Source organism: Bacillus cereus group sp. MG16 (genome assembly GCF_040459875.1).
Classification (GTDB): domain Bacteria; phylum Bacillota; class Bacilli; order Bacillales; family Bacillaceae_G; genus Bacillus_A; species Bacillus_A paranthracis.
On sequence record NZ_JARVHE010000002.1, the window covers coordinates 1 to 18,819 of the forward strand.

Sequence of the window (18,819 nt, forward strand, 5' to 3'; positions counted from 1 at the left end):
AGCTTCTGAACACTCTCTTCTCTCAAATGCACTATATAACGTTGTGATTTGTCTTGTTGTAAGAGCTCTTTTGTAATATAAAACTGTAAAAACAAATATGTCTGCTTCTTTTAGATGAAAATATTTCTGGGTACCTGTCCTTTTATATTTATACACTTTCTGCGGCACTATATACACCTCTTATTTCTAATTAAATTTAAACAAAATCAGTAGTATTTTATATACTATTACATCTAAATATTGATTGTAAAATAAGAAAAAATGAATTTGAGAATTTCTTTTCTAGAGATACCTACTCTTGTACCCCAAAGTTGGGGTGGTAATGATCTTTAAAAATCTATAGTAAATCATTAGCTTCGTGGGGTTTACTAGATCCCCCTGATTGTTAGGGCGAAGTACTACTAGGTAACTAACAATTATTCAGGAAAAAAATTACTAATAAAGTGATACTATGCCGTCCTAACACGAAGCCGATTAGGATATTAAAATTTTGATGGATTAAAATTATTCAAAACTTATAAAAGGATTTTAGGAATCAAGGGTGATTTTCTTTATTTATTATTTGATTGGATGTTTATTTTTAATACTGGATTATCTTGAAAATCTAATTTTTTAGTTATCCTCTCTCGTTTCGAAACGGCGATTTGGTTAGAGGAAAGTCAATGTTATTTCTACCTTATCGACGGCATATTTCAAGTACATTCATAGGTTTTGTATATTAATCTGAGTTCCATAGAATTCTCATTCACTAAATTGTAACCTTAGGTAACAAGCCTGAGGGAACGTTTTTTGTTTATATGAAATTGATAGAGTAAGAATGTTAGAAAGATCGAAGTAAAGTTTTTAACTAAATAACCTAGTGATTTTGTGGATATGAAATTAACAATCGGCCTTAATAAACTTTTAAAAGTTACTGAAATTGATAAGAAATTGGTTTTGTATATAGACCACCCTTTTTTCATTACACATATATTTAGGCGGATTAATAACACAATTAACATAACATTAACAATCTCTGATTTAACAAGAATTGAACTGTGTAAAAGAAAATGGAAGCTTTAATCAACATAAATACATGAGTGTAGTGCAAATTATTAAAATGCAGGCATTTTTCACCAACTATATATAAAACGCATATATAAAACTTTCATATAAGCTTTATATATACACTTTATTGTGTTTTGTTTATATAAAATTTACAGTTAAGGAGGTATTAGTTTTTGAAACATATAGTGTTACATATACAATGTATACATAAGTTGTATATGTAAGGTGTATAAGGTTATAATTAGATAATATACAAGTTTCTTGATGATGAAATAAAATCTTTTTTTATGTTTTTATTTCATGTAATCATGATGGTAAAAAAATTATTATGAAAATGTAAATTACATGAAGTGTCAAATTGACATATCACATGTACGCCTTATGTATACGTCGTATATAAGAACCTATGGAAAATATAGATTGTTTCTATTAGATGATATATAGAACTTATATATACACATTCTATATAAGTTTTATATAGAATGACTTGATATACAGTGTATAATGATGTACTATGTTTCTAGGAATAATTAACCAATGTTTTAGGGGGGGACAATTTGAACGAAATATTAAGTGAAAAATATCAAACAATTAAGTTTACAGATGAAGTAGTAAACATGTTTGCTGATATTCTTGAACAAGACGAGATACTATATAGTGTATTTCTATACATAGGAAACGTAGTAAATAAACAATTTCAAGAGACAAAATACATGAGGGGCATATCCATTAATGAAATAGTGGAAAATGTAGTTATAGACAGGCGAGTAAAGAAAACAAAAGGGAAATCTTATTCATTAGAGGTTGAACGTACAAATATATCAAGACGTTCAGCTGAAATAAGTGTAAGTACATTATCATCAATGTCTTTAATTTATGAAAAGACTATGCATCCATATAAATTTTTAATCTCAACTTATAGAGGACAACAAGTACTTATAGAGTTAGGGAAAAGAAAAAAAAGTGAATAAGGAGAGATAAAATAATGGCAAAAAACTTCTTGAAGAATGAAGTGGCAGTTAAAATGACGATGGTTGGTTTTGGTCAAGCTGGTACTAGAATGGTAGACAAATTTGCGGAGTATAAGCATACAGATGGGACAGCAGTATATAACTGCTTAGCACTAAATAGTAATGACGGAGATCTAGCTGAATTAAAAAATGTACCAAAAAGCAATCAGGTTTCACTTAAATTAGGTGGATTAGGTAAAAACCCCGAGCGCGCGGTTAAAGTTCTAGATTCAAATGAGGAAGCAAAAGAAAGATTAAAAGACTTTATCACTGAACGTGTAAGACCATCGGATGAACTTGTTCTATTTTTTGCTGGATTAGGTGGAGGAACAGGAACTTCTACAATAATTAAGGCTATTGAAGAATTTTCGGCATTTCATAACAAGCCGATAATTAGGAAAGAATTACAAAAGGTTGCACAACAATATCCAATGGCTGAAATTAAAGCAAATCAAGCAAAATTTGCAAGAATAGCCTTTGAAAATGCTATTGAGCGTAAAGATTTTATTAAAATGGGAATTGTGGTGACACTTCCTGTCCGAGCTGATGGGCCAGATGTGCTACGACAAGTAAATAAATTTTCACAAGAGATTTGGAAACTAGCAAATGACAAATCTAAAGGTGTAGCATTTGTAGTATTTGCTGATAACCAGCACTTTTATGATGAATTTAAGGAATTAAATGAAAATGAGAAAAAAGGTATTGCTAATTCAAGAGACTATGCAAATCAACGGATTAGTGAGATTATTCATGAGTTAAACACTGCTGCTAATGGTTCTGGTACATCTGTAATACTCGACTCTCAAGACTTTAAACGTATTTTACTTGAAAAAACGGGCTGCTTAGTAATTAATAAAATTTCTCGTAATATGAACCAAATAGAAAATAGCCATGCGATTATAGATATGTTCCAAGAGTCATTAAGAGGAAGTTCATTCCACCATCCAATTGATTTAATGAAAAAAAATAATGATGGTTCTGTTGAAGCATCAAAAGTACATCATTTTGGTATGTTGGCTATTTTGGATGAGCAAAAAAACATTGATGATTCCTTTATGGATGACGCTAAAGTAGAAGTTTCAAATAATCTACCTATAAATGGTACTGTATTTAATGGATATCTAATAAGTAAAAATGATTTCTTAGGAAGCGTGTATACGTTCTATAAAACTGATGCGTTACCATCAAGGTTATCTAAAGGATTAGTAGAAGAATTTAATGAGTTTAAGGAAAGACAAAGTCAAATTCAATATACAAAGTCCCAAATTAGTACAATAGAGAGTATAGATGAGGATGAAGATTTAGGGTTTGCGTTTGGAGATTTTATTGACATGGGTAGTGATGAAGAAGATAAAAATTCTGGGATAAATGAAGATGATGAGTTAGCAGATTTTTTAGATCCAGATAAGATGTTTGGTACTACAAAATAATAAAAAAGTCTGGATAAACATCCAGACTTTTTTATTATTTTGTAGCATTCATAAGAGATTTTATATAATCAATAATATTATCTTGTATGTACTGCTCAATGAAGAGGTGCTTTTTACTCAAATCTTCCTCTTTTTTAAACCAACCTGCTTTCCTAGTACGTTCCTCTTCAGGTTTACTATTCCACAGATTTTCTGCTTGTTTTCTTAATTCTTGTCGTGCCCTGTGCTCAATAATAAAATTATCAAGTCTATCTTGACGTTGACGCAGTTTTATGGTTTCTTCATCCTCCGGCTGTGGCAATTGTTTAAGTATACTCTCCACTCTCTCTTCATAACGAGACTCAATATGTTTTATTTTCTCTTCTAACTGTTTAGATACCATTTTTTCAATGATTTCTGCAGTAGCCTGAAGATTTAATTCAGTAGATACCTCATTTGATTGATTCTCTGGTGATACAGGTCTTAAATCAAATTGGTGTGGTAAAAGGTCAATAATTGCATCTAAAGACCATTTCTCATCCCTTTTTAGCTTAATAAATAGAGCGATTTCAAGATCTAATGTATTATAGAGTTTTTCATTGGTATTTTGGGTTCTTAACGTTTCGTGAAGTCCTTTTTCCTCTAGAATATTGAACCAATTATAAACGGTATTATGATGACGTCCAACTAGTTTAGAGAATTCAGTTATTCGCCATGCTTTTTCAAAAACATTATCAGTTAATATATCATCATCGTTAATTTGATGGTCTTGTGATTCGCTTTTTTGTTCAATCATTGTAACTACCTCCTTAAAAATCAATGCATGAACACCCAATGTGAAACTAACATGTGAACTGAAATTAACATGTTAGGCAGTATTGTGGTGATATTCATATAAACCTCTGTACAGCCAGTGACTCATATGAAATGTGAAATTAACATGTTGGCATGTTCTTGTTAACAAAACATTAACTATAAATGCGAGAATATGCTTGGTTTATTAGTGTTATTATTAACTTCGAATATATAAATGGTAATGTGGTATCAACGAAAATCTCGATCCTTTACATTAGTGAGATCAATGATAGTTGCTATGAGATTAACAAAATACGTTACTTAATACTAATGATAAGGAAATATAGTTGTTTTGTAAACAAGTTATAAGGAGATAATCATTGATAGTAAGGAAAAAAGTGGACTTAATCTAGGGAATTTAAATTATAGTGTATAATTGCTAGAAATAAAGATAATAATATTACTAAATTAGTAGTATATTATGAGGTCAAATATTTTAGAGTATAGGATCGTCATCAACATAAATAAACTATGAGATTCAATACCCACTCCGTGCTGCATGGAATATTTGAGATGGTTTTATGTGGTTACGGTAATACTGGTGTTTTTAAAACGTCCTAAAGGCATTATTCATCTAATTTCAAACAACACGTTCCATATTATAGTAGTGGCTTCCTGTTTAGAGGTAATTCCAACTCGAAATTGACATTAACATGAAGTTTAACATTAACATAGAAAGTATAATGAGGAAGTGAACTTATTTAGGTGTTAATGTCTTGTTAACTAGTCATTAGTTTAATCTGACTTATATTTGCTGTTTTGTTACACCATATGAAAGGATACATATGGTGTATGAATAAAGGGTATAAAATCAACATATCTACCACCTACTGGATGATACTATTAAGAGGACTTATAACATTATCATTAACATAAGATTGACATTTTTAAAGTCCATTATATCTATTATCCATTCCATATCAACTGAAAGGATTAAATATTAACATTATAGTTTTAAAAAATTATTAATAGATGGAACTTTGTATTTCATTAGAAATTTTATGTTTTTTAGTAATTCATTCGTTGTAGTTTTAAGTTGCTGGTTCTCTAGTTATTTATAATATGTTCTACTAAGAAGTATTACTTTAAAAGGATAACAATGATATCAAATGGTAGCATGTATACAAAATACCTAAAAATATTGATATGACATTAACATTTTTCTTATAAAATTCAGTAACATGTTAATGTCAATTGATATATCAATGTGATTGATTTCTAAAAATCCTAAATTGTCTACATAACATCGATATCGCTTTTGATATTGATTAGTTTTAAAAGTTTGATTGAACACATATATTTAAAGTTTTTTGTATGAAAACCACACGATCGTATTTAAGTAACTTCATATATATAGCAATATGTTGAAAACTTATTTAAATGAAGATGAGGAAATTTCGAATCTGTATTTTTTTATAGGATGTTAATGATATTGAGTGAATGTATGTACTTGCTGCTTAGAAAATATCGATATGACATTGATATTTTCTGTTAAGTTTTTGATTACATGTTAATGTCAGTTGATATATTAATGTGAGTCGACTTTATAAAACGTATTTTCGCTGTTTACATAACATTAATATGGAGGATTATATGTTAATTTTATGTGAATTCGAATGTATATAATGATTGTAAGATTTTTATGTGAAAACTTCGGATCTTTTGTAAGTAACTTTCTAGACATATTATGTTTCTGAAAATTAAGTCTATCCTAGGGGGTATCTAAATGAAAGAGAGAAGAACTTAAATGCATATTATTAATTATAAAAGTTATCTATGGTGCAAATCCAATTGTTATTTAGAATTATTATGGGATTATTTTATAAAAATTAAACATGAAGAGGTATTGACATTTAATTTTTATAAAGATAATCTTGTACATGAATATTAATTGTAAAAGAGTTATATGCGAATAAATAAAATTGAAATTCTTGCTAAACGGACACACCGAAGGCACATAACCTGCCAATGGTGTGTCTTTTTTATTTTTGGGAGAGGAGTAAAAGGAAACTATGAATACGCACTTGAAATTTTCTGAACAAAGTCTTAATATTCATGGGGTTAAATTTTTTGATGGGCTATTAAACATCGTAAAACTCGAAAATGAAAGAAAAGAGTTACCATCTTCAGCTTTAGCTACTTACATCTTGCTTCACTTTGAATGCAATGATATAGGAATGCTACCACGTGAATTTCAAGTAATGGATCTTGCTAAGAAAAGTGGGATTCCCTACACAACAATTTATACAGGTTTTCAAGTTTGTTTGGAGCGTAGACTCATAAAAGAAACACCTGTTGGAAATCGTACTGTATATGAAATTGTAGATTATGCGTTGTATAACAACACTACTGCAGAAACTGTAAATATGACAGGTACATCGCTATCGTATTTCCGTATTCCATTTCACCTAATTCAAACAACGATAATGAGTAGTCTAGTAAAGGCTCGTGATAATAGAGGAATTATATTCCTGTTAGATTTAATCAATACATTTTCAAGAAAAGTGGGTATGGAGCATTATAAACATAAAATTGATGAGTTTCAGATTACAAGAAAGATGTCTTTCTTAAAAAAGAGATTAAATCGTAATGCAAAGAAAGTAAGACACTACATAGAAATTATTAACCCCATCGTGCAATTTACTGCAATCGATTCTAAAGAGAAGAAATCTAATGAAACAAGAATTACAAGTGTAAGGAAACAGGTAAAACAAATCATCATTGAGAAGTTCAACGTTGTATTTTCTTCAAACTGCGTAATTGAGAATGATAAAAAAGAATTACATAGACCAGTAGCGAAGTGCAGAAAAGAAGCGGTGTCTCGTTTGAAACACATGGGACAGGCGTTACGTAAAAAAGATAAAGAAAATATAATGACTGCATTTAGACAAGAAATTGTTGATATCGCAATCTATTTACCGACGAAACAAAAACAAAGTGAATTATTAATTTACGCAATGACTTATGCATTAGATCAAGTTGAAAGTTGTTTGAAAGAACAAGAAATATTCTCTATTCCAGCATTTATGCGTATACAGTTTAGAGAGTCCTGGAGAAGTTTTAAGGAAGAAAACTTGTCTACAGGGGAAAGACACGATGCAATGATAAATTATCATAAGAAAAATGGTGTTTATCCGGAATTTATTTAATTTTTTTAAAAAAATATACGGCAGCCCTTGTTAAAAAATTACTTAAAAGCAAGGGGTATTTGGCATGTTCTTTAATTTGAAGACATGCTTTTTTATTTAGGAAAATATACCTATTAGCATTTTTACGGAAGCATATAATCGATTTACGTTATGTTTGGTTACGATTCAGTATGTTTATAATTCGATTCAATACTTGTGGTTATCTTAATAATATTATTCAAAACTTGTGAATTCTGAGTAATATGTTATTTAACTTCTTAATTTGTGGTTTCTATGATGTAGAACTTGTATGTAATGGGGATATTACGATAGTGAATTTAGCTTAATATCCAGGAACGTATGTAATACAAGGCTTTAGAGGTGTTTGCTGAATCCCTTTATAATTAATAATTGAGTTTAGTTATATATATTTCTTGTAGGTTTTATATAAAATACTTGTAATTATTTATATTTAATTACTTGTATTTTTTTAGATTAAATACATAGAAAAATAGAAAGAAGGAATAAATATAAGTTTACAAGGAGATAATTAATCTATTGACTTTTAAAATTCATAGAGGTATTCTTATACGTGAACAGCAATTAACTAAGAGAAATATACAAATTAATAGATTTAATTTCTAGCTAAACGGACACACCGAAGGCACATAACCTGCCATCGGTGTGTCTTTTTTTTGTATAAATAACAATAAAAAGGGAGAATTTGAAGCTATGAACGAAATTGTGAACATGAGTAAAGAACGATTTACAAAGTATTGTGAGAAGAATGCAGCATTTGAAGAGGATATTAGTCGTATTATTAATCACTACTTTTTATTACTAGGGAATAAGGCAAATATCTTACAGGAAAGAGAATTTAATAACGAAATTGAAGAAAAAACGTTTAAAAATAATGTGAAACGTTTTGAAACTCTATTCCCTGCAGCTGTTAAGAATGCATTTTTAAAAGGATATCAATTATGCCTTGAGTTTATAAATCATCCTGAAACACAAATTCCTGAGAATCTATATACTGATCCGAATTTTATAAAAGATATTCCTTTTGCCTTAGCAAATGCATCTGAATATGAATTGTATGAAATCATTCGTACAGATGAAACACAGGAATTTAGTGTGTTTGCTATCCGAACATATGAGGGGATTCGTCCATTGCTAGAACAAGTATTTTGCGAAGTTGCATTTACTGGTGCCGAATATGCTTTTGAACATGAGCGATTGGAAAAAGGGCTTGAATTAAAGAAAGGTAATAGTACCTCGTTAACCAAAGTTCCTGTAGATCGTCTTTTCGCGATTACGCCTTCTGTAAATGGAGTTGTTGTGCATGCCGAAGAACATTGCGAGATTTGGAATTTAAATTGGAATAGCAAAGTAACAATTGATAATCCTTTTATTGAGCTTGCTGAGGTTACATTTGTACATCAAACAAAGGATATGATTCAAAAAAATATTGAAGATGGTGTTTTATACTACAGCATTCTTTATCTTGGTACACCTTTACATGAGATACAAGATCGATTAGAAATACGAGTAAAGCTAAATTCTGATTTTGGAGCTCCACGTACAATGGAACAAGTTGAAATTGAGTATATTTTGAATGAGATTATTGGGAAGATTCATCTTGAGGCACAAATTCCAATTGAAAACATGATTTTAATCCAACGTTAGATTTTGTAGGAGGTTAACTATGGTGAAAAAAATCGTTTTAGCTATTAGCGATACTGTATATACGGCATATTTACGTGAGGATTTTATTGGTGCGGGATTTGAAGTAGCTGATAGTGATGTGATGCATATCAAGTATCTAGATGAAATTCTAGATACAGAACAGCCTGATATTCTATGTATTAATGACAAACGATTAAATATTGATGCGAGACATGAAGAGAAACGTGAATTGATTATCTTACAGAAACTAAGAGATATTCGCTTTAATCGAGATATTCGTATTGTGGTATTTACAGAGCGTGAAAATGATGATGAGTTTTTGGCGAAACTGATTTATCTAGGTATCTATGACATTTTTAACTCTCGTAAAATTGATATTGATAATAAAGTTATCCCGCAGCTGCTACAGGAGTCAGATATTAAAAATGTAGCGGAAATTGTAGGAGCAAGTCAGGCACCCCAACAAACAAAGTTGCCCGAAGTTCCTGTTGATGAGGACGAAGAGGAAGTATCAAGTGAATTAGAGGCAGGTGGCAACAATGGAGCTTCCTCTACCTCCAACAAACTATTTAAAAACAAGCAAAAGCGTAAGTCTGTTCCAGATGAGACGCCAAAAGCACCTATTATAAAAAAACAATATAAATTGGCTTTTGAGCCGGTATATGAAAAACAAATAGGTATTGCTATTCCGAGAAGAACAATTGTTGTGGCCAGCATGAACAAAAGAAGTGGTGCAACTTTTGTTTCACATCTTTTAGCTGCTTACTTAAATGAACTACAGATTGATGTGAACTATATAGAGAATCTATATGATGATGGATATACGTATCCTTTATTAAAGGGATATACAGAAGCACCAGAAAACTATCGTAGTGAATTTATGTTGCAGCGATATAAGGAGATGCTACAGAAGGAATCTGATATATTATCAATTCCAAAATGGAAGCAAGGAAGAATAAATTATATCGTAAAGAATCCTATAGTGGACCAAGAGCTGAAAAACGAAACAGAGCAGGACTTTGACCATTTTATTAAGGTATTATTGGCTAACCAAGAAGCGCCTATATCTATTATTGATGCGGGGTACGATTGGGATAAAGATTTATACCATGAAATATGTGAAATGGCAGATTTTATTTTCTTTGTAGCAGAACCAGATCTGCATCAATTGCTAAAGATAGCGCATCCTCTTACACAAAAGGAGAGAAAGCTCGTTTCTTACTTAGCTTTAGAGAAAACGAGAATCATTGGGAATAAGTTTTCTCCTGCACTTTTAAAGCATGAAGTAATAGAAGAATGTTTTGGAGATAAGGTATTAACTGCGTTATCACCATATGAGATAGAGGATGTATTTGAATCTCAATTAAAAAGTAGTACGTTACTATCTAGTCGGAACTATTATAAAGAGCTTGAAGGAATAATGAAGGAAATAGCAGATTTATTGCTGCCAAACCAATTGTTGAATCAAAAGAAAAGTTCCATTTTAAGTGGATTTCGATTTCGGAAGTCTGAAAATTAAGGAGGGGTGAAGCAGATGCAAAAATTTATTATAGGGGCCGCTTCAATATTATTATTTATTGGTTGTTTATTCTTAATAACAGATATGATTATTGGAGATACAACACACACAGATAATAAGTCTGCATTAGAACGTGCTGGAAGTACAGCAATGGATAAAGCCGTAAAAGTAGGTGTTTTACGAGCACAAGAAGAAATTGCTATTGAACCAGGTATCGCAAAGAAAGAATTTGAAAAGTCTTATAAACAAAATGCAACATTTAAGGATCCTGCATCAAAACGAGAGTTTTCTGTACATACTGTACAAGAGCAACCTGCAATGATCGCGGTTGAAGGAGAAGCGGAAGCTGCTAGTTATACTAAACAATTTGATGAAAAGAAAGGTAACGTTAAGAGTAACGCAAGACACATATTTATTTATGAAGCAGATTCTGACAACAAGAAAGCTGGAGGAAACGTGAAATAAATAAGAAAAAGTAGGTGTGTAAGAAATGCAAAATACAGTAACAACAGCGCTTTTTCTAACGCTTTCTTTATTATTGATAACTCTTATACCAGAAGGTGTACTGTATGGAATGCAGTTAGTAAAAGCACATGACTTTGCTTCTAGTACAGTAGAGTTAGCAGAACAAACAGGTGGTTTTCAGTACACATATGAAGGAAAAAACGTAAATCTAATTCCTGATATAGAGAAGAAAATGAAAGAGCAGAATATGAATGGATGGAAATATGAATATACTAAAGGGCGCGTAGATCATAATGAGCCGTTAAATTTTAAGATAAAAGCTGAACATCACTTTTTTATTTTTAAAATGATAGGGATTGATAGTGTGAAAGCACCAATATGGGCTAACAAAGATGGAATGGGACAAATCTATTTCCGTTGAAAATATCAATATGTATAAAAAGAGTTAAAAACTATACTGAAAAGTGTAGTTTTTTTACTAGAAATATATATTTATAAATAAATATATAAAAATACTTTACAAGTCTATTACCATATGGTAATGTTTTCCATATGGAACAGCGGTTATAAAAAACACTAATTCATAAATTTATATGTTAAATTATCTGGATTTTACATTTAAATTCGGTACAATAAAGGAATCTATTAAAAAACTAATATACTTGGAGGAACAAACAATGGCTAACAAATTTTTAAAAACAGCAACAGCATTAACAATTATGGGTACATCATTACTAGGAGCAGGAGCATTTACTGCTAAGGCTGATAACACAGACTCATTAAAATTCAATGATGTTCCAGCAAATCACTGGTCTACAAAAGCAATTTATGATTTAACAAACCGTAAAGTAGTGCAAGGGTACGGAAATAATATCTTTGGCTTTGGTGATAATGTAACTCGTGGGCAAGTTGCTCGTATGATTTATATGTACGTAAAACCAGCAGATGCAGATGCTAGCTTCAAAAATCCGTTTACTGATATTAAAGGGCATTTATTTGAAAAAGAAATCTTAGCACTTGCTAAAGCAGGACTTGTGAATGGATTTGGTGATGGGAAGTATGGTCCAGATGATATTTTAACTCGTGAACAAATGGCACAAGTACTTACAAATGCTTTTAAATTTAAGGCAACGAAAACAACAAAATTTGCAGATGTTGATAAAAATTCTTGGTCTTACGGTGCAATTAGTGCATTAGAGGAAAATGGAGTTACTATTGGTACAGGAGGTAATATGTATTCTCCAAAAATGTTTGTAACACGTGAAGCGTATAGTCAGTTCTTATATAACTCTATTAATGCAGTTGAAAAAGAAACAAAACCAGAAGTGAAGCCAGACCCAAAACCTGAAACAAAACCAGAGGAAAAACCAGAAGTAAAACCAGACCCAAAACCTGAAACAAAACCAGAGGAAAAACCAGAAGTAAAACCAGACCCAAAACCTGAAACAAAACCAGAGGAAAAACCAGAAGTAAAACCAGACCCAAAACCTGAAACAAAACCAGAGGAAAAACCAGAGGAAAAACCAGAGGAAAAACCAGAAGTAAAACCAGATCCAAAGCCTGAAACAAAACCAGAGGAAAAACCGGAGTCAAAATTACCCGTGGAAATTGATAAGAAACTAGTTGCAGAAAATATCGAATACAATAAAGTGGCGATGGATAATACTCCGATTGCAAAAAACTCTATTTCGCTTGAAGCACAAAATGTACTTAACTCTGTAAATAATAAATATGGCACAGAATTAAAGTATTCTGATTTAAGTGGGACTATTAGTCTAGTGGATAAAAACATGTATTTACCTGCTGGTTCTTTAAAATCTCAATTTTATGTTGATGCAATAGATGAGAATAATTTTGAAATTGTTTTCTTATATAACAATGAGGCAACAGTAGAATTAGCAAAAAGATGGGTAGCTTTATTAAATCCTGCGTTGAATTTAGATAAAGAGATTCAAGAAACAGTTGACGCACAAGTTATCAATAATTATGTGAAAGAGAACCATAAAGTTCGTGTGGGACATTCTACTGCTGATAAAATGATGTACGTTCAAGTGAAGAAGAAATAATATCATTGAATTTAAATATGTTGTTTGTTATGATGTATTTAAATGAATATATAATTTAAAATTTACGTGAAGGACACACCTTACGTACCATTCCAACGGTACAGGTGTGTCCTTTTTTGTTTAAGGAGGAAAAGAAATGAAATTTAAGAAGGGAATATTTATCCTTTGTACTTCAGTTTTATTATCGACACCTAATATTGTAAATGCAAAAAATAATGATGTTCCATTTTATAATGGAAATGAAGATACTTTTCTGAAATCTCCCCAATTACAAATGCCAGGAAAATATCTTAGACCTGGTAGTTATTCGCCACCGGGTACTGATTTAGCGTATAAAGGAGCCATACATTATCCTGCGGTTTATAATGGTTCATTTAACTGGGGAAATCCTAAAGAAAACTTGGTGCAGGGAAATGATAGTTCTGAACCGTATATCCGTATCTCGAATGAAGGGTATTTTAATAGTTCTGTGCCAGTTGGTGATAGAATGATAACAGAAATAGAACGTGTAACAGAGCCAATAGTTTCTAATAAGTATTGGGGAAACCCTGAATTTGTATTAGGAAACATAAAGGAGCATGTTATTAAAAATAATAAAACAAATGAGATGTATGGACAGTTTTATTGGATTCGAGATATAGCGTACCTTTCTGGGGGGTATGCTGGTGCTGGCGGTGTAGAAGGTGTTAATAAGTATAGCTTGTGGTATGTACGTACAAGTAAACCTCAAATAAAAGATTTTAAAGCTACCAGTGGAAAAAAAGATATACCCGTGAAATTTACATTTAACGGCTTTGAATATGTAAGTAAAAATAAAGGATACAATGACCGAGATCCTAATGGAACAACAGTAAACCCTTATCAAAAAGCTGCTGGAGAACGGAACCGAGTTAAATGGATGTTAGATATTACAAAAGATGGCGAAACCGTGTATCATCAAGAAAATTATCTGCGTTCAACGCCGCAAAAAGATAATCAAAAACCAAATGAAGGTGATGCTGGGCAATTTAAGTCAGAAGAATTAAAGTGGCAGCCACAAATGTGTGGCCGATATACTGCGAAAATTAAAGTCCTTGATGCTGTTCAAAGGGAATCAAATGAGAAAACTGTTGATTTCACCATAGATGGTAACTGCGGTACTGAAGTAACACCTAACCCAGATCCAGGCGATGAAGATGACTTTAAATATAAAATTGATTTTTCTAGTGACAGGATTGAAGGAGAAACAGCAAGAGAAGGAAAGAATATAAAAACAAGAATAGATGTCTCGCGTGATAATTTTAAACCAGAACGTGACCAATATAGAGAAAAGGTAAATAACAATATTAATAAGTCCCAGCAAGAAGTAAATAGTTCTGAATCCGATAGAGATAGTGCGCAGTCTAGTCTTAGTTATTGCCGTCGTAATCCCATTCATGAAAAAGATGAAAAAGGCAATGATTACTACATTGATAGAGACTGCTCTTGGGAAGAAAATAGATTAGATGATGCTGCAAGTAGGCTCGATACAGCAAGACAAAAACTAGAAAAAGAGAAGAACAAAATTAAAAAGTTAGATGCACTAGAAGCGAAATATGCAAATCCCGAAACAGTAGTCGTGCTAAAACATAACGGACAACAAGTAGCATCTCAAAAGGTAAGATTAACAGAGGGAGAAAAGAAAACCTTGAACCTTGACTGGCAGCATAAAGGTAAAGGAACAATTCAAGCAGAAATTAACCCTGCTGGTAATCGTTTAGATATAGAAGAAACCACATACAAAAATAACCCTATTAAAACAGTTATCTATGCACCATCTCATGAAAAAGGGATGTGCGGAGTAACTAGTGTAAAAGGTGTGGTAGAAACAGTAAGTGAACGTGTATCCAAAGATGATACAGTTGGAGAAATGTTCTATGAAACATTAAGTGGAAATATTGATAATTTAGCACCATCTAAGCTCCATGCTGGGTATGGTTTTTCTTATGAAGTAAACGGAAAATACAAAAATGATTGGAATGCTAATTATCCAGGTGTATTTACAAAAGCAACGGCACAATATCCTTTTGCTGATGAAGGATTAAAACTTATACAAGAATTAGACATTGTTTCTAATAATGGTTTAACATCAAAATTCTTACCTAAAAATATGTATTTGTCTGAAATAACGGGACATGTCTTTGATAGTAAAAGACCAACTAAGTCTTTATATTGGGATGGACAAGAGAAAATTATTGATGGTAGACAAAAATGGTATGCACCATTAAAGACGAAAGATGGAAAGTATTCTTTCAATGTTGAGACAAATCCTTCCGGTGTGAATGAAATGAGCTTGTGTCTGACTAATGACGTAGAAATTAAAGGTGTCGCGTATGATGACTTTAAGAAGAGAAGGGTGCTTGCAGACCTCCCATTCCCTGTACAAACGCCTGGATGGAATTGGGTTGGAAAAGAACACACAATTACAGACTTATCAAACTGGTACTACATGAAGAATAAAAATTAGTTAAATAGTATTATATAATTAGTTGAATCGATAAAAGTATATAATCCTTCGTGAACTATCCGCCACTTAACGTCCTAATGGACTGTTTGAAGTGGGGGCTTCTCGGTTAGTCGTTACTTTTGATAGCTAACGAATTCGTCCTAAGACAACCGAGCTAACTCCCTCGTTCCAAGGGTTATTTTATTGCTATCTATGCCAACGCTAATAGGCGTATTGCTTCATTTTTGATATTGATAGCTGCGTTATAATCTCTATCGAGATTTACACCACATATACAAGAATAGACTCGCTCAGACAATGACATGTTTTTCATATTTCCACAACTGCTACATGTTTTTGTGGAAGGAAACCATTTGTCTATTTTCACAAGTTTTTTGCCTTGTTCGTGTAGTTTATAAGCTAAAAAAGAAGTGAACATACCCCAACCATTGTCAGCGACACTTTTTCCAAAATGAAGTGCTTGCGACATTCCTTTCATATTTAGATCTTCAATAGCTACAACATCAAAATAAGTAGCTAACTCTTTAGATTTATGATGAAGGAAGTTCTTACGCTGGTTCGCTACTTTCTCATGTAACTTAGCTACACGAATACGTTGTTTATTCCAACGCTGAGAACCTTTATTGCGTCTTGCTAATACTCGTTGTGCCTTTGCTAATCGGTTTAACATTTCACGGTAGAACTTAGGATAATTGGCTTTCTTATCCTCAGAACTGACGTATAATCCATCCATCGCAAAGTCTAATCCAACAACTGTTTCTACTTCTTTTTGTACAATCTCTTTTTCGTATTCAGTCAAAATCGACACATAGTATTTACCAGTAGGTGTCATAGAAATCGTACATGACTTGATTATATGGTCTAGTGGTATTTCTCTATGCTGTTTGATACGTACCATTTTCAATTTTGGCAATTTGATATGACCATTAAGCAACATAATATTTCCGTTTACTACATTCGTTGTATAAGACTTTCTGTCTTTTTTACTTTTGAATGTTGGGAATTCATTTTGACCACGAAAGAAATTCTTATAGGCAATTTGCAAGTTTAGTTGAGCATTTGCCAAAGCTAACGAATCAACTTCTTTTAACCACTCAAATTCTGCTTTATATTTCGCAGGAGTGGGAAGCTTTTGTTTCTTGAGTTGTTCCTTGTCATCTTTGTACTTTTCGTACGCTTCTTTCCGTTCTGCTAACATTCTGTTATACACGAAACGTACACAACCGAAGGTTTTTCGCATAAGGTATGCTTGTTCATCTGTTGGATACAAACGAAATTTATATGCTTTATTCTGCTTTGTCATATCATTTCACCTCACTTTTCACCTTGATTTTCAATATATTGTTTTACTACGTCTATTGATGAACCACCAGTAGTTAGTAAGCAAAAACTTCTTGACCAAAACATCTCTTTCCATAGTTTCTTTCTCACTTGTGGAAAGTCTCTCTTGATGAGTCGAGAGCTTGCACTTTTATAAGCATTGATGAATTTTGTCATTTCTGTATTAGGGTGTGCCTTGAACAAAATATGAACATGATCTATATCATGATTCCATTCAACTAATGTGATGTTATAGCTTTCAGATAGTCGAACAAACATATCTTTTGCATAGTCTGACATATCATCATCAAATACATTTCTTCTGTATTTCACGACCAATACAAGGTGATAATACAACGAGAATACTGAGTGGTTATTACTATCTAATTTCATTGATATACCAACCTTTATCATTTATAAGACTGATTATATCAGAGGCAACATAAAATGCAAAACCTTTCGGCTACGCCAAACCGAAATTCATCTCCCACCTACCGTTTTTCTACGCCCTTCACACGCTTGAGGAAGGAGAATTCTTTCGGGGAATTCTTTAAAATTTCAATTGCTATTATGAAAAGTATTTCCATGCGATCACCTCCTTTCTCCATAAAATGAAAGAGAAAGGATTGCAACCAACCACCCTGAAATATTCAGTTACATTATATTAATTATACCCTATTTACGGGTGGGTTAATAGCTTAAAAACCTTGATATGACAGTGTTTTTAAGGGTTTTTGAGTTTTGAAATCAGAGATTTGAAATGGTAAAAATAATATTTTTTTTAGAAATGATTGACATAAAACTCTGTATATCATAATATTGAAATTGTAATATTAAAGAAATTAAATCCAACATTTTCATATAGACTTTAGATTAGCTAAAAGGACACACCTAAGGCGCATTATGCCATAGGTGTGTCCTTTTTTTGCGTTTAAAGGCTACATAAGGAGGAATACAAACATTGAAGCCATCTAAGTTTCAAAAGAAGCAGATTGTTGCGGTAGGTCTAGCCGCTGCAACAGTAGCGGGTATCTATGGGTACAATCATTTCGCAGTCGAAAATGCAGTAAAACCAACAAAAATTGTTGTAGCCGCAAAGGATATACCTGCGCATACAGAGATTAAAGAAGACATGCTAGTGGAACGAACATTACCTGGTGATGCGATTCCCCCAAATGCATTACGTGCAAATAAAAAAGAGGTTGTAGGTAAGTGGACAAATGATGGACAGCCCATTACTGAAAATAGCTATCTCTTTAAAAACAAAGTAGTAAAGAAAGAAGAGTTACCGGACTCTGCTATTTTAAATTTGAAAGATGGAGAAGTTGCTTTCCCGTTACTCGTTGATTTGGAAACAAGTTCAGGAAATAGTATTATCCCAAACACTTATGTGGACTTGTATTTCAAACAGGTTGTTAAAGAAGGCGACAATGAGAAGGTTGTCTTCGGTGGTCTGTTCCAACGTGTACGTGTGACGGCTGCAAAAGATAGCAATACAGAAGATGCATTTGTACTAGAAAAGAAAGAATCAAAAGAGGAACAAGAAGGAAAACAGAAGCCAAAAGTAACGCGATTATACACACTGGCTGTTTCACCTGAACAACTTCAATACTTAAATCGTGCAAAAACACTTGGAGATGTCATTCCTGTTGCAGTCGGACAAAAGGTAGAACAAACAGGGAAAGAATTAGAACCGGCTGAAGGATTCTCACAAATATCTGATCAAAAGAACATTTTAGACTATGTAGAGAAGCATTCGACCAATCCAATTTCTAAAAATGTAAAAGAGTATGTAGCACAGTATCTGAACGAATCTAAGTAAGAAAGGA

General features: G+C 32.2%; 13 protein-coding genes and 1 pseudogene. 10 read left to right on the forward strand and 4 right to left on the reverse strand.

Features of this window, described 5'->3' with window-relative positions; all coding sequences use genetic code 11:
- Positions 1 to 168 (reverse strand): annotated as a pseudogene (locus tag QCI73_RS30905) (replication-relaxation family protein); the annotation flags it as partial.
- A gap of 1,436 nt (positions 169 to 1,604) precedes the next feature.
- Here QCI73_RS30905 and QCI73_RS27800 point away from each other — a divergent pair.
- Together QCI73_RS27800 and QCI73_RS27805 are read left to right on the forward strand one after the other, a co-directional pair.
- On the forward strand, positions 1,605 to 2,018 hold the full coding sequence (locus tag QCI73_RS27800) for a hypothetical protein (RefSeq protein ID WP_001002794.1): 414 nt from the start codon (positions 1,605 to 1,607) through the stop codon (positions 2,016 to 2,018).
- A gap of 14 nt (positions 2,019 to 2,032) precedes the next feature.
- The gene (locus tag QCI73_RS27805) at positions 2,033 to 3,487 is read left to right on the forward strand and encodes an FtsZ/tubulin family protein (protein ID WP_270394670.1); all 1,455 of its coding nucleotides are present in this window, start codon (positions 2,033 to 2,035) and stop codon (positions 3,485 to 3,487) included.
- Positions 3,488 to 3,521: 34 nt separating this feature from the next.
- Here the strand turns inward: QCI73_RS27805 and QCI73_RS27810 are convergent, their stop codons facing one another.
- The gene (locus QCI73_RS27810; protein ID WP_270394672.1) at positions 3,522 to 4,262 is read right to left on the reverse strand and encodes a MerR family transcriptional regulator; all 741 of its coding nucleotides are present in this window, start codon (positions 4,260 to 4,262) and stop codon (positions 3,522 to 3,524) included.
- Positions 4,263 to 6,333: 2,071 nt separating this feature from the next.
- Between QCI73_RS27810 and QCI73_RS27815 the strand changes: the two genes are divergently transcribed.
- From QCI73_RS27815 to QCI73_RS27845, 7 genes are all read left to right on the forward strand, one after another.
- Positions 6,334 to 7,470, forward strand: a complete 1,137-nt coding sequence (locus QCI73_RS27815) for a hypothetical protein (protein ID WP_270394673.1) — start codon at positions 6,334 to 6,336, stop codon at positions 7,468 to 7,470.
- Between the two features lie 711 nt (positions 7,471 to 8,181).
- Positions 8,182 to 9,135 (forward strand): hypothetical protein, encoded by a 954-nt coding sequence (locus QCI73_RS27820; RefSeq protein ID WP_270394674.1) that lies wholly within the window; start codon positions 8,182 to 8,184, stop codon positions 9,133 to 9,135.
- Between the two features lie 19 nt (positions 9,136 to 9,154).
- Entirely contained in the window at positions 9,155 to 10,654 is a 1,500-nt protein-coding gene (locus QCI73_RS27825; RefSeq protein WP_270394676.1) for a hypothetical protein, read from the forward strand.
- A gap of 15 nt (positions 10,655 to 10,669) precedes the next feature.
- On the forward strand, positions 10,670 to 11,119 hold the full coding sequence (locus tag QCI73_RS27830) for a hypothetical protein (protein ID WP_270394678.1): 450 nt from the start codon (positions 10,670 to 10,672) through the stop codon (positions 11,117 to 11,119).
- 25 nt (positions 11,120 to 11,144) lie between these two features.
- The gene (locus QCI73_RS27835; protein WP_270394679.1) at positions 11,145 to 11,540 is read left to right on the forward strand and encodes a DUF4320 family protein; all 396 of its coding nucleotides are present in this window, start codon (positions 11,145 to 11,147) and stop codon (positions 11,538 to 11,540) included.
- A gap of 256 nt (positions 11,541 to 11,796) precedes the next feature.
- Positions 11,797 to 13,185 carry an S-layer homology domain-containing protein gene (locus QCI73_RS27840; protein ID WP_353824141.1) on the forward strand — a complete coding sequence of 463 codons (1,389 nt, stop codon included), beginning with the start codon at positions 11,797 to 11,799 and terminating at the stop codon, positions 13,183 to 13,185.
- 136 nt (positions 13,186 to 13,321) lie between these two features.
- Positions 13,322 to 15,670 (forward strand): hypothetical protein, encoded by a 2,349-nt coding sequence (locus QCI73_RS27845; protein WP_270394540.1) that lies wholly within the window; start codon positions 13,322 to 13,324, stop codon positions 15,668 to 15,670.
- Between the two features lie 190 nt (positions 15,671 to 15,860).
- Here QCI73_RS27845 and QCI73_RS27850 read toward each other — a convergent pair whose 3' ends face one another.
- Positions 15,861 to 16,973, reverse strand: coding sequence for an RNA-guided endonuclease TnpB family protein (locus QCI73_RS27850; protein WP_270394539.1), 1,113 nt, complete (start codon positions 16,971 to 16,973; stop codon positions 15,861 to 15,863).
- A gap of 11 nt (positions 16,974 to 16,984) precedes the next feature.
- Positions 16,985 to 17,383: an IS200/IS605 family transposase gene (gene tnpA / locus QCI73_RS27855; RefSeq protein WP_270394541.1), complete on the reverse strand. Its 399-nt coding sequence runs from the start codon at positions 17,381 to 17,383 to the stop codon at positions 16,985 to 16,987.
- Positions 17,384 to 17,951: 568 nt separating this feature from the next.
- Between tnpA and cpaB the strand changes: the two genes are divergently transcribed.
- Positions 17,952 to 18,812 carry a Flp pilus assembly protein CpaB gene (gene cpaB / locus QCI73_RS27860; RefSeq protein WP_071737107.1) on the forward strand — a complete coding sequence of 287 codons (861 nt, stop codon included), beginning with the start codon at positions 17,952 to 17,954 and terminating at the stop codon, positions 18,810 to 18,812.
- The last annotated feature ends 7 nt before the right edge of the window (positions 18,813 to 18,819 follow it).

What these genes read in the sequence shown, in the direction of transcription:
- QCI73_RS27830 (WP_270394678.1), top strand. Translation starts at nt 10,670, where the DNA reads ATGCAAAAATTTATTATAGGGGCCGCTTCAATATTATTATTTATTGGT.
- QCI73_RS27820 (WP_270394674.1), top strand. Translation starts at nt 8,182, where the DNA reads ATGAACGAAATTGTGAACATGAGTAAAGAACGATTTACAAAGTATTGT.
- tnpA (WP_270394541.1), bottom strand. Translation starts at nt 17,383, where the DNA reads ATGAAATTAGATAGTAATAACCACTCAGTATTCTCGTTGTATTATCAC.
- QCI73_RS27845 (WP_270394540.1), top strand. Translation starts at nt 13,322, where the DNA reads ATGAAATTTAAGAAGGGAATATTTATCCTTTGTACTTCAGTTTTATTA.
- QCI73_RS27825 (WP_270394676.1), top strand. Translation starts at nt 9,155, where the DNA reads ATGGTGAAAAAAATCGTTTTAGCTATTAGCGATACTGTATATACGGCA.
- QCI73_RS27835 (WP_270394679.1), top strand. Translation starts at nt 11,145, where the DNA reads ATGCAAAATACAGTAACAACAGCGCTTTTTCTAACGCTTTCTTTATTA.
- QCI73_RS27805 (WP_270394670.1), top strand. Translation starts at nt 2,033, where the DNA reads ATGGCAAAAAACTTCTTGAAGAATGAAGTGGCAGTTAAAATGACGATG.
- QCI73_RS27815 (WP_270394673.1), top strand. Translation starts at nt 6,334, where the DNA reads ATGAATACGCACTTGAAATTTTCTGAACAAAGTCTTAATATTCATGGG.
- QCI73_RS27840 (WP_353824141.1), top strand. Translation starts at nt 11,797, where the DNA reads ATGGCTAACAAATTTTTAAAAACAGCAACAGCATTAACAATTATGGGT.
- QCI73_RS27850 (WP_270394539.1), bottom strand. Translation starts at nt 16,973, where the DNA reads ATGACAAAGCAGAATAAAGCATATAAATTTCGTTTGTATCCAACAGAT.
- QCI73_RS27810 (WP_270394672.1), bottom strand. Translation starts at nt 4,262, where the DNA reads ATGATTGAACAAAAAAGCGAATCACAAGACCATCAAATTAACGATGAT.